This window comes from Citrobacter sp. Igbk 14 (assembly GCF_028069825.1).
Taxonomy (GTDB): domain Bacteria; phylum Pseudomonadota; class Gammaproteobacteria; order Enterobacterales; family Enterobacteriaceae; genus Citrobacter.
On the sequence record NZ_JANEWM010000012.1, the window covers coordinates 1 to 14,279 of the forward strand.

At 52.7% G+C, this 14,279-nt stretch carries 13 protein-coding genes; 8 read left to right on the forward strand and 5 right to left on the reverse strand.

Annotated elements, in window-relative coordinates:
- Positions 1–113 precede the first annotated feature (113 nt).
- From hutU to NNN64_RS06715, 7 genes are all read left to right on the forward strand, one after another.
- On the forward strand, positions 114–1,784 hold the full coding sequence (gene hutU, locus NNN64_RS06685; protein ID WP_271440898.1) for a urocanate hydratase: 1,671 nt from the start codon (positions 114–116) through the stop codon (positions 1,782–1,784).
- Between the two features lie 74 nt (positions 1,785–1,858).
- Positions 1,859–3,037, forward strand: coding sequence for a CaiB/BaiF CoA transferase family protein (locus NNN64_RS06690; RefSeq protein ID WP_271440899.1), 1,179 nt, complete (start codon positions 1,859–1,861; stop codon positions 3,035–3,037).
- Positions 3,027–4,166, forward strand: a complete 1,140-nt coding sequence (locus NNN64_RS06695) for an acyl-CoA dehydrogenase family protein (RefSeq protein ID WP_271440900.1) — start codon at positions 3,027–3,029, stop codon at positions 4,164–4,166. Before NNN64_RS06690 ends, NNN64_RS06695 begins: the two co-directional genes overlap by 11 nt.
- A 125-nt stretch (positions 4,167–4,291) precedes the next feature.
- Positions 4,292–5,728 (forward strand): purine-cytosine permease family protein, encoded by a 1,437-nt coding sequence (locus NNN64_RS06700; protein WP_271440901.1) that lies wholly within the window; start codon positions 4,292–4,294, stop codon positions 5,726–5,728.
- Between the two features lie 34 nt (positions 5,729–5,762).
- Positions 5,763–6,521, forward strand: coding sequence for an electron transfer flavoprotein subunit beta/FixA family protein (locus NNN64_RS06705; RefSeq protein ID WP_271440902.1), 759 nt, complete (start codon positions 5,763–5,765; stop codon positions 6,519–6,521).
- An 18-nt stretch (positions 6,522–6,539) separates the two neighbouring features.
- Entirely contained in the window at positions 6,540–7,493 is a 954-nt protein-coding gene (locus tag NNN64_RS06710; protein ID WP_271440903.1) for an electron transfer flavoprotein subunit alpha/FixB family protein, read from the forward strand.
- A 42-nt stretch (positions 7,494–7,535) separates the two neighbouring features.
- On the forward strand, positions 7,536–9,233 hold the full coding sequence (locus NNN64_RS06715; protein ID WP_271440904.1) for an electron transfer flavoprotein-ubiquinone oxidoreductase: 1,698 nt from the start codon (positions 7,536–7,538) through the stop codon (positions 9,231–9,233).
- A 111-nt stretch (positions 9,234–9,344) separates the two neighbouring features.
- Here NNN64_RS06715 and ychF read toward each other — a convergent pair whose 3' ends face one another.
- Together ychF and pth are read right to left on the reverse strand one after the other, a co-directional pair.
- Positions 9,345–10,439: a redox-regulated ATPase YchF gene (gene ychF, locus NNN64_RS06720; protein WP_005122324.1), complete on the reverse strand. Its 1,095-nt coding sequence runs from the start codon at positions 10,437–10,439 to the stop codon at positions 9,345–9,347.
- Positions 10,440–10,554: 115 nt separating this feature from the next.
- Positions 10,555–11,139, reverse strand: coding sequence for an aminoacyl-tRNA hydrolase (gene pth, locus NNN64_RS06725; protein ID WP_003020814.1), 585 nt, complete (start codon positions 11,137–11,139; stop codon positions 10,555–10,557).
- A 274-nt stretch (positions 11,140–11,413) separates the two neighbouring features.
- On the opposite strand from pth, the gene ychH reads away from it, so the two are divergent.
- Positions 11,414–11,692: a stress-induced protein YchH gene (ychH, locus tag NNN64_RS06730; protein WP_048211449.1), complete on the forward strand. Its 279-nt coding sequence runs from the start codon at positions 11,414–11,416 to the stop codon at positions 11,690–11,692.
- A 46-nt stretch (positions 11,693–11,738) separates the two neighbouring features.
- Here ychH and NNN64_RS06735 read toward each other — a convergent pair whose 3' ends face one another.
- Genes NNN64_RS06735 through petA form a run of 3 tightly spaced genes read right to left on the reverse strand, consistent with a single transcriptional unit; the run spans position 11,739 to position 14,278 of the window.
- Positions 11,739–12,548 (reverse strand): cytochrome c1, encoded by an 810-nt coding sequence (locus NNN64_RS06735; protein WP_271440905.1) that lies wholly within the window; start codon positions 12,546–12,548, stop codon positions 11,739–11,741.
- 4 nt (positions 12,549–12,552) lie between these two features.
- Entirely contained in the window at positions 12,553–13,725 is a 1,173-nt protein-coding gene (locus NNN64_RS06740; protein ID WP_271440906.1) for a cytochrome b, read from the reverse strand.
- Between the two features lies 1 nt (position 13,726).
- Positions 13,727–14,278, reverse strand: coding sequence for a ubiquinol-cytochrome c reductase iron-sulfur subunit (gene petA, locus NNN64_RS06745; protein WP_271440907.1), 552 nt, complete (start codon positions 14,276–14,278; stop codon positions 13,727–13,729).
- Between the last annotated feature and the right edge of the window lies 1 nt (position 14,279).

Sequence of the window (14,279 nt, forward strand, 5' to 3'; positions counted from 1 at the left end):
ATACAAGTATATATTGATTACATGTTACTCATGTTGCGGAAATGTTGAGCGATATGGGTTGAGCCAACCTGATGTTGATGACCTTACTCATCCGAACACTTAAGGATATCGCTATGACCGCTGAAAACCGTATTCGTCATGTTGATGTACGCGCCCCCCGGGGGACTAAACTCACGGCAAAGAGCTGGCTAACCGAGGCTCCGCTACGGATGCTGATGAATAACCTCGACCCGGAGGTGGCTGAAAATCCTCATGAACTCGTGGTATATGGCGGAATTGGGCGTGCGGCACGTAACTGGGAGTGCTACGACAAAATCGTAGAAACCCTGACTCAGCTAAACGATGATGAGACACTGCTGGTCCAGTCCGGTAAGCCCGTTGGTGTGTTTAAAACCCACAGCCATGCGCCACGTGTCCTGATCGCTAACTCTAACATTGTTCCTCATTGGGCGAACTGGGAATACTTTAACGAACTTGATGCGAAGGGCCTGGCGATGTACGGCCAGATGACTGCGGGTAGTTGGATCTACATCGGTAGTCAGGGCATCGTTCAGGGTACCTATGAAACCTTCGTTGAAGCCGCTCGCCAACATTACAACGGTAGCCTTAAGGGGCGCTGGATCCTCACCGCGGGCCTGGGGGGAATGGGGGGAGCACAACCGCTGGCGGCAACGCTTGCGGGTGCTTGTTCTCTGAACATTGAGTGCCAGCAAAGCCGTATCGATTTCCGCCTTAAGACACGCTATGTCGATGAGCAGGCGACCTCGCTTGACGATGCGTTGGCACGCATCAAACGTTACACCGAACAGGGCAAAGCAATTTCTATCGCGCTGTGTGCTAACGCCGCCGACATTCTTCCTGAACTGGTTCGTCGTAACGTGCGTCCGGATTTAGTCACCGACCAGACCAGCGCGCATGACCCATTGAATGGCTATTTACCACAGGGTTGGCAGTGGTCCGATTATGTAGCACGTGCGAAAACTGAACCTTCTGTTGTTGTTCAGGCAGCCAAACGCTCAATGGCCGAACATGTCAATGCGATGCTGGCGTTCCAGCAACAAGGGATTCCTGTTTTTGACTATGGCAACAACATCCGCCAGATGGCGCTGGAGATGGGGGTGACAAACGCGTTTGATTTCCCCGGATTTGTCCCTGCCTATATTCGTCCGCTGTTCTGTCGCGGGATTGGTCCCTTCCGCTGGGTGGCGCTCTCCGGCGACCCGGAAGACATTTACAAAACCGACGCCATGGTCAAAGAACTCATCCCGGATGACGAACATTTGCACCGGTGGCTGGATATGGCTCGCGAACGTATCAGCTTCCAGGGCTTACCGTCACGTATCTGCTGGGTTGGCCTCGGACAGCGCGCCAAATTAGGTCTGGCATTCAATGAAATGGTCCGCAGCGGTGCGCTTTCTGCGCCTATCGTCATCGGCCGCGATCACCTGGACTCAGGTTCCGTTGCCAGCCCAAACCGTGAAACGGAAGCAATGAAGGATGGTTCTGATGCGGTATCAGACTGGCCGCTACTCAACGCGCTGCTGAATACGGCGAGTGGAGCTACCTGGGTTTCGTTGCATCATGGCGGCGGTGTCGGCATGGGCTTCTCACAACATTCAGGCATGGTGATTGTGTGTGACGGTACAGATGAGGCGGCTGAACGTATTGCGCGGGTTCTGCACAACGATCCGGCTACGGGCGTGATGCGCCATGCTGATGCAGGCTACGAAATAGCGCAACGCTGTGCCCGTGAACAGGGGCTGAACCTGCCAATGGAAAAATAGTGACGTATTTCCCGGTCTGGGCGGAAGTATAAAACGTCCGCTGGAAGCCTCTAACCCACAGGATGCACAGCGATATGAGCAAACAAACACATTATCAGCCGTTATGCGGTGTTCGTGTTCTCGACCTGAGTCGGGTACTGGCTGGACCTTATTGTACGGCGATGCTGGCCGACCTCGGTGCCGAGGTTATTAAAATTGAAGCACCTGGACACGGTGATGATAGCCGCCACCTTGGCCCCTTTGTGAAGGGTGAAAGCGTCTATTACGGCCTGATTAACCGCGGCAAGCGCAGTATTGAACTGGATTTTAAATGTCCGGAGCACCGGCAGCATTTCTATCAACTGGTCGAAGAAGCGGACGTGGTGGTGGAGAACTTTCGCCCGAGCGTGACGCAGCGCCTTGGGATCGATTTTGACACGCTTAAAAAGTATAACGACCGGCTGATCTACGCCAGTATTTCAGGTTTTGGCCAGCACAGCCCGTTGGCCAAACATCCTGCTTACGACATTGTCGCCCAGGCGATGTCCGGCTTGATGAGCGTGACGGGGTTTGCGCAAAGCGGCCCCACACGCAGTGGTGAATCTCTCGGTGATGTCTGTGCCGGGATCTACGCCGCCTGGGCTGTCAGCAGTGCGTTATTTGCCCGCGAACGACATCATCCCGAGGCGCAATATATCGATGTTGCCATGCTGGACGTGTTGGTCAGCATGCAGGTAACAGGGCTATCGAATTTGTTTGCCCACGGGAAAGCGCCGGGATTGATTGGCAATCGCCATCCTGTTTCCACGCCGTTTGATACCTACCGGGCCGCAGATGGGCTGGTGGTGATCGCGGTAGCCAGTCAGCGTCTTTATGCGCGGTTGTGCGAATGCATGGGGCAACCCGCGTTGGCAACGGATAGCCGCTTCATTGATGACATTAGCCGTACGCGAAACGAGCAGCAATTAAAAGCAGCCATTGAGCGCTGGAGCATGACATTTAGCGTGGACGATCTTTGCGAGCTCCTGCTGGAGGCAGGTGTTCCGGCTTCGCCGATTCATAACCTGGAGCAGGTGACACAAAGCGAACATGCACAGGCTCGCCAGTTACTGATTCAGCCATCTGATGAGAGCAACCCTTTAGTTGTACAACCGGTGTTCTTCAATGGCCATAAACCCCATGCGATCGAGAGGGCTCCGGCACTAGGAGAAGCCAACGCGCTCTATGGCGTAGATACCCACTTATTACCAACAGGAGCAGTGCATGAGCTTTGAAATTAATGAAACTGAGCGCGCGATTGTCGACGCGGTGACAAGCGTCGCCCGGGATGTCCTGCAACCACGCGCCCAGCACTATGATGAAACGGAGACTTTCTGCCAGGAGAGTCTTACTGCACTGGGCGAACTCGGCTGCATGGGCATTAACTTACCCGAAGCCTATGGGGGCTTCGGGGTGGGCAGCGTCGCCATGAGTCAGGCGGTTGAAGCGATTGCAGGCGCTTGTGCCTCCACCGCTTCTGCGTTGACCGCCCATTTCCTGGCCACCGACTCTATTCTGATTGGCGGGACAGAAGAACAAAAGCTGCACTGGCTCCCGCGGGCAGCCAGTGGGGAATTGTTGGGGGCGTTTGCGCTAACGGAACCTGCCGCTGGCTCAAACCCCGCTGATATGCGAACGGTTGCAAAGCGTGAGGCTGATGGATGGCGAATTCAGGGGAATAAACACTACATCACGAATGCCCGGGAAGCAGACTTGATTGTGCTGTATGCGAAAACGGCTCCGGCAGAGGGGCATAACGGTATCAGTGCGTTCATTATCCCGAAAGACACCGGCGGCGTCGTGTTCTCCAGCCCGGAAAAAACCATGGGGCTACGTGGCAGTACTATTTATGAACTGTCTTTAGATTGCTGGCTTCCTCAATCCGCGCTGCTGGGTAAAGAAGGCCAGGGATTCGCAACGGCGATGGAAGTGCTTGATCGTGGGCGTGTTGAAGTTGCTGCAATGTCACTGGGTATTGCCAGCGCGGCAATGGAGAGTTGTTTGCAGTGGGTGCATGACAGACAGATCGGTCCGAAACCATTGATGGCCTATCAGGGAACGCAATGGCGACTGGCGGATATGCATACCCAGTTACAGGCGGCACGGATGCTGACCTGGCAAGCGGCGGAAAAGCGCGATAGCGGGCAACGTTTTAGCCTTGATTCAGCGACCGCCAAATTGTTTGCCGCTGAATGCGCCGGTTTTGTCACGGATGCCGCACTTCAGTTACACGGTGGCTATGGCTACATCCGCGATCTTCCCCTGGAACGTTATGTCCGGGATGCCCGCATCCTGCGCATCTTTGAAGGCACGTCGGAAATACAAAAAATCATTATCTCAAGAAGCTTGCTGAACAACCGTTAGGCATGACCAAACGGTAGAGCAAAGTGCGTGCGGGATTGCATGCTCCAGGCTGTTCCCGGCCTGGAAATTCGATGGGTAAAAGCACCATTTCCAGGTTCGTTCTATAACGTGAGGAAGCATGCATCATGAACATTGACGACAGTACACAACAACATGTAAAGCCTGCAGCCGTGGCTCCGCTAATTGAGTCACGCTCCATTGACTACATTCCTGAGGCTGAACGACACGGCAGTTTGTTCAGTCAGTTTACGCTGTGGTTTGGCGCAAACCTGCAAATTACAGCAATTGTTACTGGCGCATTGGCCGTGGTGTTGGGCGGTGATGTGTTCTGGTCGCTGATTGGATTATTCGTCGGGCAGGTACTCGGTGGCGCAGTGATGGCGCTCCATGCTGCGCAGGGACCGAAACTGGGTCTTCCACAGATGATATCGAGCCGGGTGCAGTTTGGCGTATACGGTGCAGTGCTGCCGATAATCCTGGTCTGCATGATGTACGTGGGTTTTTCTGCGGGGGGGACGGTACTCGCCGGCCAGGCCATTGCGCAGCTCGTCAATGTGAGTGACTGGTTTGGTATTCTGATTTTTGGTGTCGTGATTATCACCATTACGGTTTGCGGTTATCGCGTGATCCACGGGCTGGGTAAACTGGCGAGTGTGGTGGGTATCGTCATCTTCTTTTACCTCTTTTTTAAAATTCTCTATGGCTATGATGTCCAGACGTTGCTGGAAAATCGCCACTTTACGCTGACTAATTTCTTGCTGGCGATGTCCCTTTCAGCATCATGGCAGATAGCGTTTGGCCCCTACGTTGCCGACTATTCGCGCTATTTACCGAGCAACACGTCTACAGTAAAAGCATTTTTCGCGGTCGGACTGGGTAGCGTCGTGGGGACTCAGGCATCCATGGTGCTGGGGGTTTTTGCTGCCGCGATAGCAGGGAAACAGTTTGCGGGTCATGAAGTTGCGTATATCGTCGGCCTGGGCAGTACAGGGGTTATTGCCGGTCTGTTATTCCTCGGCATCTTCTTTGGTAAGGTCACTATCACTGCACTGAATGCCTATGGCAGTTTTATGTCACTCGCCACTATTGTCAGCGGCTTCCGTGGAAAACATAACGTATCACCCGGTATGCGTCTGTTTTTCATCATTCTCATGGTGGGGTTCTCTACGCTGATCGGTTTGTTAGGACAGCATGAGTTTCTGAAGTTATTTACAGCATTCTTGTTATTTTTGTTGGCCTTCTTCACCCCGTGGAGTGCGATTAACCTGGTGGATTACTACCTCGTCACTAAAGGGCGCTATGACTTGCCCGCACTCTCTGATCCTAACGGACGCTATGGTCGCTGGAACATGACCGGCATCCTCACTTATCTGTTCGGTATTGTCGTCCAGTTACCGTTTATCGCGACCAGCTTTTATACCGGCTCACTCGTTGAAAGCTTGGGTGGAACTGATATCTCCTGGATTGTTGGCCTGCTGGCAACCGGGGTGGTCTATTTTGTGGCTACGCGGTTTTGGCCGCCCTCTATCGCAGCGGCACTGATTTTGCCTGAAGAGCGCTAGTTTTCTCGCTCATACAAAACAGAAGGAATATGAAATGAAAATCTTAGTGGGCGTGAAACGTGTTATCGACCATAACGTCAAAATACGCATCAAAGCTGATGGAACCGGCGCTGAGCTGGAAAACGTCAAAATGTCGATGAACCCTTTTGACGAAATTGCGCTGGAAGAGGCGGTGCGTCTGAAAGAAGCCGGCGTAGCAAGTGAAGTTGTTGTTGTTTCAGTCGGGGATAATTCCTCTCAGGAAACGCTACGCAATGCGCTGGCCCGCGGCGCTGACAAGGCGCTGTTGGTGGAAACCGAACAGGGGGCGGCATTCGGGTCATTGGACATCGCGAAAATACTCCAGCGACTTGTCGCCCAGCTAGAACCTCAGCTCATCCTGCTGGGCAAGCAAGCGATTGATAATGACGCCAACCAGACCGGGCAAATGCTGGCCGGATTACTGGCGTGCAGTCAGGCAACCTTTGCATCGGCGCTGGATGTGACCGACGACGGACGCATTACTGTCACCCGGGAAATTGACGGTGGTTTAGAGGTGCTCTCCCTGGCATTGCCTGCGGTGGTAACTGCCGATTTGCGCCTGAATCAACCTCGTTACCCAAGCCTGCCGAATATTATGAAAGCGAAGAATAAACCTCTGGAGATTATCTCATTGGCATCTATGGGGTTTCTACCCTCGAAGCAGTTAACCACCCTCAATATCACCGAGCCGAAAAAACGCAATAGCCACTGTCAATGGCTGGAAAATGCGGCCCAACTGGTTGCGGTGCTAAAAGAACACAAAGCCATTTAACTCTTAGAGGATGCCGAAATGAGTCAGACATCAATTCTTGTTATTGCCGAACACGATAATCAGACGCTCAAAAGCAGTACTCTGACTACCCTCACCGCGGCGCAGCACATTGCTGCCGGCAGCGAGGGGAGGGTTCACTTGCTGATTGTGGGCCATCAGTGCCAAAACGTTGTGGATGCCGCGCGAACCCTCGGTGGGATCACGGAAATACTGGTTTGTGACGCCCCTCATTACGCCAGCCTTCTGGCGGAAGAAGTGTGCGCAGCGGTTGTCCCCCTGGTGACTGATTTCACCCATGTACTTTTACCGGCGACCGGATACGGAAAAAATATCGCACCGCGGTTGGCGGCAATGCTGGATGTCGCACAAATTTCTGATATCACCGAAGTCTGCGATGCAAATACGTTTGTGCGTCCAATTTATGCAGGTAATGCCCTGGAAACGGTGCGCAATAATGGCGGACAACTGGTCATTACCGTGCGCGGTTCAGCCTTCACGCCATCGCAACATGCCGGGAATGACGTACGGGTAACGCCGGTTCAACCAACCGCCGCGCTGGCATTGTCACGCCATGTGAGCCAATCACTTACGCCGTTTTCTCGTCCGGAACTGAGTACCTCAAAAATCGTCATTTCGGGGGGGCGCGGACTGAGTGCGAAAGAGAATTTTCAACTTATTGAGACCATTGCCGACAAGCTTGGTGCAGCAATTGGCGCATCCCGTGCCGCCGTTGACGCCGGTTTTGTGCCTAATGATTATCAGGTAGGGCAGACTGGTAAAATTATTGCCCCCGACCTCTATATCGCCGTAGGTATTTCCGGTGCGATACAACATTTGGCGGGCATGAAAGAAAGCAAATTGATTGTCGCCATTAATAAAGATAAAGAGGCGCCGATTTTCCAGATTGCAGATTACGGTATCGAAGGCGATCTGTTCCAGATTTTACCCGAGCTGGAGAAAGCGCTGGCGTAACCCGCCATGCCCCATAACGTTTTTTCTTTCTCAGGAGGAAATATGCATCCAGACAGGTCAGCGCTCGACACCCAAAAGATCCGTGAGGCAATGGAGTTTGATGTCCTGATTGTGGGGGGCGGTCCATCGGGGCTGGCGGCGGCGATTCATCTGAAGCAACTGGCGGCACAGCGCCAGCAAACGCTTTCCGTTTGCCTGATCGACAAAGGAGCCAGCATTGGTGCACATATATTGTCCGGAGCGGTCATTGATCCTGTTGGATTGAATGAACTGCTGCCGGGCTGGCAACAAAAGCTGTCATTACCGCTAACGCCAGTGACGGAAGATCGTTTTTTGTTTTTGGGTGCCCAAAAGCAGATTCGTGTACCGCAAACATTGTTACCTGAATGCTTTAAAAATCATGGCAATGTGATTGGGAGCCTTGGCCTGGTGTGCCAGACACTTGCCCAGCAGGCGGAACAACTGGGCGTCGAAGTCTTTGCCGGATTTACGGGGACTGAGGTGCTTTATGATGAACAGGGTGCAGTAATCGGTGTCGCTACCGGTGATATGGGGCTGGATAAATCAGGTCAGCCAACCGCGCAGTATCAGCAAGGGATCAACCTGCTCGCCAGAACCACGCTTTTTGCTGAAGGATGCCGCGGGCAGCTAGGAAAAACAGTAATTGAGACGTTCGCACTAGACCGGGATAGCGCCCCCCAGACCTACGGACTGGGGTTGAAAGAAGTGTGGCAAGTTCCCCCAGAGCAGCATCAACCGGGGCTGGTGGTGCATTGTGCCGGTTGGCCGTTGGGTGCAGCAACCTACGGCGGTGGCTTTGTCTACCATTATGGCGATAACCTGGTCGCGGTGGGATTGGTTGTTGGGCTGAATTACAGTAATCCGTGGTTGTCACCGTTTGAAGAGTTTCAACGTTTGAAAACGCATCCGGCCATTTCTGCGCATCTGCAACAGGGGAAGCGCCTCAGTTATGGTGCCAGAACGATGGTTGCGGGAGGATTGTCTTCACTGCCGATACTGAGCTTTAAAGGGGGGGCGCTTCTCGGTGATAACGCTGGGTTTTTAAACGCCGCACGAATCAAAGGCAGCCACTGCGCGATTAAAAGTGGAATGTTGGCCGCCCGGGCGACTCTCGAGGCTTTAGACATCGCACAGGCTCAGGGGCAATATCTGGCAGATGAAGCGACTCTGGCCGCGGTTTATCAGCAGGGCTTCCAGGACAGTTGGCTGTACCGCGAACTATACCAAACGCGTAACTTTAAACCCTATATGAAGAAGGGACTGTATACAGGCTCTCTCTTATTTGGTGCGGAACAACTGTTATTGAAAGGCCATACACCATGGACGTTAGCACTGAAACAAAGCGATCATCAGGCTCTCAAACCCGCTTCCAGCGAGGCGAAGATTAACTATCCAAAGCCTGACGGCGTGCTGACATTCGACCGCTCTTCATCGGTGTTTTTGTCGAATACTAACCATGAAGAAGATCAGCCCTGTCATTTGAGGTTGAAAGATGAGCGTATCCCGCTCACGGTCAATCTGCCGTTGTACGCGGCCCCGGAGACACGTTACTGTCCGGCGGGTGTCTATGAAATAGTTGAGTTTGAGCAGCAACCTCATCTGCAAATTAATGCGCAGAACTGCCTGCACTGTAAGGCCTGTGATATTAAGGACCCAACGCAAAATATCACCTGGACGGCTCCTCAGGGAGGAGAAGGTCCACTGTATCAGGGGATGTAAAACGGCTGTTCTGAGTAAACCAGAGAGACAAAAAAACCACGCAATCGCGTGGTTTTTTGTCTCTCTGGACTGATGAGGTTCGATGGAACCTCATCAGACAACAGAAATGATTTAGACGTTGAACAGGAAGTTCATCACATCGCCATCTTTAACGATGTAATCTTTACCTTCTGCACGCATCTTGCCGGCTTCTTTCGCACCTTGCTCACCTTTATAGGTGATGAAGTCTTCAAATGCGATGGTTTGTGCGCGGATAAAGCCTTTCTCGAAGTCGGTGTGGATCTTACCGGCTGCCTGCGGGGCAGTTGCGCCGACAGGGATGGTCCACGCACGAACTTCTTTCACGCCAGCGGTGAAGTAGGTCTGCAGGTTCAGCAGTTCGTAGCCTGCGCGGATAACGCGGTTCAGGCCAGGCTCTTCCAGGCCCAGTTCAGCCATAAATTCGTCACGGTCAGCATCGTCGAGTTCAGCGATGTCCGCTTCAACAGCGGCACAAACGGCAACCACGACAGAACCTTCAGCGTCGGCGATTTCGCGAACTTTATCGAGGTACGGGTTGTTTTCAAAACCGTCTTCGTTCACGTTGGCGATATACATGGTTGGCTTCAGCGTCAGGAAGCTCAGGTATTTGATGGCTGCCTTGTCTTCGTCAGTCAGGTTTTTCAGCGCACGCAGCATACCGGCGTTTTCCAACTGCGGCAGGCATTTTTCCAGTGCAGCCAGTTCAGCTTTAGCGTCTTTATCACCGCCTTTGGCTTTCTTCTGTACGCGGTGGATAGCACGTTCGCAGGTGTCGAGGTCGGACAGCGCCAGTTCGGTGTTGATAACATCGATATCGTCAGCCGGATCCACTTTGTTGTTAACGTGGATAATGTTGTCGTTTTCGAAGCAGCGAACAACGTGACCGATAGCTTCTGTTTCACGAATGTTGGTCAGGAACTGGTTACCCAGGCCTTCACCTTTGGATGCGCCTTTTACCAGGCCCGCGATATCCACGAATTCCATTGTGGTTGGCAGGATACGCTGCGGTTTGACGATTTCGGCCAGTTGATCCAGACGAGGATCGGGCATCGGGACAACACCCGTGTTCGGCTCGATAGTACAGAACGGGAAGTTTGCCGCTTCAATACCCGCTTTTGTGAGCGCGTTGAACAGGGTGGATTTGCCTACGTTTGGCAAACCGACGATACCGCATTTGAATCCCATGTTTAAATCACCTTAATCTTTTGATATTCAACCTGTTATGGAAAACAGATTGTAGAAATGTAAATAACTCTGCCTATTATACACAGCACGCGAGAAAAATGCCGCACATCGCTGCTTATTGCGCTTTAAAGGTGTGTAACCGGCTCGTTGCTTTGGTCAGTCCATCTTTGAATAAAATCTCGGTACAACGTGCCGCTTCGTCAATGGCTTCATCAATTAACTTCTGTTCTGAAACAGGCGGTTTGCCTAAAACAAAACCGACAACTTTATTTTTATCGCCCGGATGGCCGATTCCAACGCGTAAACGATGAAAGTTAGGGTTATTGCCTAACTTGCTGATGATGTCTTTCAGGCCATTATGTCCGCCATGACCACCGCCCAGCTTAAATTTGGCGACGCCAGGTGGCAGATCTAATTCATCGTGGGCGACCAGAATTTCATCAGGGTTAATGCGATAAAAGCTGGCCATCGCGCCAACGGCTTTGCCGCTCAGATTCATAAATGTGGTCGGTACCAGCAGGCGGACATCTTCACCTTCAAGCGTGACTCTGGAGGTGTAACCGAAGAACTTCGGCTCATCGCGCAGGGGCGCACGGAGTCTCTCTGCCAGTAAATCGACGTACCATGCGCCTGCATTATGTCGCGTTGCCGCATACTCTGCGCCGGGGTTCGCCAGGCCGACAATCAATTTAATCGCCACGTAATTTGTCCTGAGTGTGTCTATAACCGGCGTGTAGTTTACTGTTTGCCGACGCGCTTGACAAAAAACTGCGTGCGCCGCCTCGAAAACTGAATAATTGCAGGAATGGACTATTAGAAATTGAGGGTGTTCAGTAGCTTATTTGTAAAGTTTTGTTGCGGTGGTGTTTGTATTTGTGATCACAGGCGCACTTGCGAATGGCAGTGTTGTCTATACTTTACACATAAGGATTAGGGGTATTCCCTGTAACAACCCAAAGTTCCGGAGGTGACACATGAAACGCAAAAACGCTTCGTTACTCGGTAACGTGCTCATGGCTTTAGGGTTGGTGGTGATGGTCGGCGGTGTTGGTTACTCTATTTTAAACCAGTTACCGCAATTTAATCTGCCACAGTTTTTCGCACATGGTGCCGTGCTTAGTATTTTTGTTGGCGGTGTTCTCTGGCTGGCGGGTGCCCGCGTCGGGGGACATGAACAAATCAGCGATCGTTATTGGTGGGTTCGCCATTACGACAAACGCTGCCGTCGTAATGATAGCCAACGCCACAGCTAAGAGCTGACATAACCTGCAGACCAGCCAGCGTTTCGCTGACTGGTCGTTAGTTTTTCTCGTTGCTGCGCGAGCGGGATCGCCTGCGCTGTAACAGTGCTAATAACGCCAGCATACTCGCCAGATATCCCATAACGACCGCTCCCTGATGTTTTCTACTTTCAAGCTGCGGGTCAGCGGCCCACGCCAGAAACGCGGTGACATCTCGTGCGTACTGTTCTTCCGTTTGGGGAACATGCGTTTGCATAGCCCAGGTGATGTCATTGTCAGCCAACGGTTTGGGCATATTAATCATCCCGCCAGGGAAAAAACGGTTGGTTTTCATCTCAGGGTCATCGGTTGCATACCCGGTCAGCAGCGCATAAACGTAATCAGCGCCTTGCTCGGTGTAGGGGGTGAACGCATCCAGTAAAAATCGCGGAAACCCGCGGTCGTAGGTCCGTGCTCGAACGATATAGCTCAGGTCAACCGGCAGCGCGCCATTATTAAGGTATTTTGCTTCCTGTTCATTCAGATAAGGTGACGCGAAAACATCGTTCAGATTGCCTTCCCGTTCGCCGGGTTGACCGTCGTCTTCAATTGTCGCAAAGACGTAGCCGCTGGCCAGTGTTTTGGCCTCCGCCTCACTGAGTTGTGGCCCTCCAGCTTTAGTTAACGTTTTGAAAGTGAGATATTTCATACCGTGGCAGGCCCGGCATTTCTCTTCATAGACCTGCAGCCCGCGTCGCAGTTGTTCGCTATCGTGTTTACCGTTCATGCCGCTAAACGACCATGTCTGCGCGGTGGGTAGCTGTGCGCAAATCGCGTTGCTCAAGAAAAGAGCCAGAGTCAGAGTTACAGTGGTTAGAAATCGCGCCATGATGTCAGTCCTGTCGTTCCAGTAAACGTCGGCACGGCAGCACAAGCAGAAACCATGCAAAATAAATAACTGTTGAAAGCTGAGACGCCGCGCGTGTCCAGCCATCGTCATTGCTAAAACCCTCAACTAAGTCCGGTCCAACCAATGCTTTTGAACCCAACCAACCCAAAAAGAGCGCATTGGCGACCCAAAGCCAAAAAAAGGTTTTAACCAGCCGACTGTTATTGCGAAACCGCGCGTGTGACGTATCCAGCCAGGGGAGAAAATAGAAAATCAGTACCGCAGCGCACATCGCAGTGATGCCTGCCAGTTCATTGGGGAAGCAGCGCAAAATGGAGAAGAAAGGCAGGAAGTACCATTCAGGTGCGACGATAGCCGGTGTGAGTGTCGGGTCTGCTGGAATAAAGTTATCGGCGCTGCTGAGATAGTGCGGCGCGAAAAACAGAAACCAGGCGAACAGCATTAAAAAGAGGGTGAGTTTGATAGCATCGCTTTCGGTGATGCGAAAATCGAACAACAAACGCTGAGACTCTTTGGGCGAAAATGTTTTCTTCCGCGCGTGGGCAAACGCCGACTGGACGGTACGGATGTGCCATATCGTGACCACGACAATGGCGAAGGGAATGATAAAGTGAAGGACATAAAAACGGCCTAATGTCGGCGTGCCGGGCATATAGCCACCGACTAAAAAGGTATATAGCGTATCGCCAATAAACGGTATCGCCCGGGCGAAACTGGTGATGACCGTAGCGGCCCAGTAGCTTTTTTGCCCCCAAATCAGGCTATAGCCGAGAAATGCAGTGATCATCAACAGCACATACAGCGTCACGCTGATTGCCCACATCTTCAGATAGGGTTTGCGGTAAACGTTGTAATACATTGCCCGGAAAATATGCAGATAACAGGCGAAGAAAAAAAGCGACGCGCCAATAGCATGCAGATTGCGCACCAGCTCACCGTGTCTGACCGCGCGCAGAATATGAACAATAGAGTCAAAAGCGGATCCCGCTGTAGGCACATAGAACATAGCCAGCACGATTCCGGAGAGCATTTGCACGCCCAGCATGACCAGCAATATGAGACCGATAGCAAAGATCCACACTCCAGCGACTGAGCGGGGGACGGGAAGACGAAACTGCAGGTGATACCAGGGGGCTGACGGATAAGCGGATTTCATCTCAGGCATCCTTCGTACCAATTCGCAGACTCAGGCCGTCAGCTGACACGCTAAAGTCAGGGATGGCCAGATTCGCCGTCGCCGGGCCTCGCGTTACGCGCCCGGAGGTATCGAACTCGGAACCATGACACGGGCAGACCCAGCCTTGGCCGTTGGGGTTGGCATTGGGTACACAACCAGCGTGGGGGCAGTAACCTTGTACTACCAGCCACTGGGGATGTGCCGCTGCCACCCGCTCGCTATCCGCCTGTGGATCGGTCAGTAGACGCAGGTCAGCTTGCCGCGCCGCGGCGATCTCCTCCGCCGTGCGGTGGCGAATCAGGATCAGTTTTCCCTGCCAGATACGCTTCACCGTCTGGCCTGCTGTTACGCCAGCGAGGGAGACATCAACAGGTTCATTTTCCGCCACCGTTTTATCATCCGGACCCAGCGCGGAAATGAGTGGCCAGACGGCGGCGGTCACGCCCGCTGCGCCGACAAATTTCGTCAGCTTGCACAGGCAATCGCGTCGCTGAGTTTGGATTGTTTCGCTAAGCGTTTTTTTATCCACCACC

Bases quoted from the DNA above. Each gene is read 5' to 3' on its own strand.
- NNN64_RS06740 (WP_271440906.1), bottom strand. From the start codon at position 13,725: ATGAAATCCGCTTATCCGTCAGCCCCCTGGTATCACCTGCAGTTTCGT.
- NNN64_RS06705 (WP_271440902.1), top strand. From the start codon at position 5,763: ATGAAAATCTTAGTGGGCGTGAAACGTGTTATCGACCATAACGTCAAA.
- NNN64_RS06690 (WP_271440899.1), top strand. From the start codon at position 1,859: ATGAGCAAACAAACACATTATCAGCCGTTATGCGGTGTTCGTGTTCTC.
- ychF (WP_005122324.1), bottom strand. From the start codon at position 10,439: ATGGGATTCAAATGCGGTATCGTCGGTTTGCCAAACGTAGGCAAATCC.
- NNN64_RS06735 (WP_271440905.1), bottom strand. From the start codon at position 12,548: ATGGCGCGATTTCTAACCACTGTAACTCTGACTCTGGCTCTTTTCTTG.
- NNN64_RS06710 (WP_271440903.1), top strand. From the start codon at position 6,540: ATGAGTCAGACATCAATTCTTGTTATTGCCGAACACGATAATCAGACG.
- NNN64_RS06700 (WP_271440901.1), top strand. From the start codon at position 4,292: ATGAACATTGACGACAGTACACAACAACATGTAAAGCCTGCAGCCGTG.
- ychH (WP_048211449.1), top strand. From the start codon at position 11,414: ATGAAACGCAAAAACGCTTCGTTACTCGGTAACGTGCTCATGGCTTTA.
- hutU (WP_271440898.1), top strand. From the start codon at position 114: ATGACCGCTGAAAACCGTATTCGTCATGTTGATGTACGCGCCCCCCGG.
- NNN64_RS06695 (WP_271440900.1), top strand. From the start codon at position 3,027: ATGAGCTTTGAAATTAATGAAACTGAGCGCGCGATTGTCGACGCGGTG.
- NNN64_RS06715 (WP_271440904.1), top strand. From the start codon at position 7,536: ATGCATCCAGACAGGTCAGCGCTCGACACCCAAAAGATCCGTGAGGCA.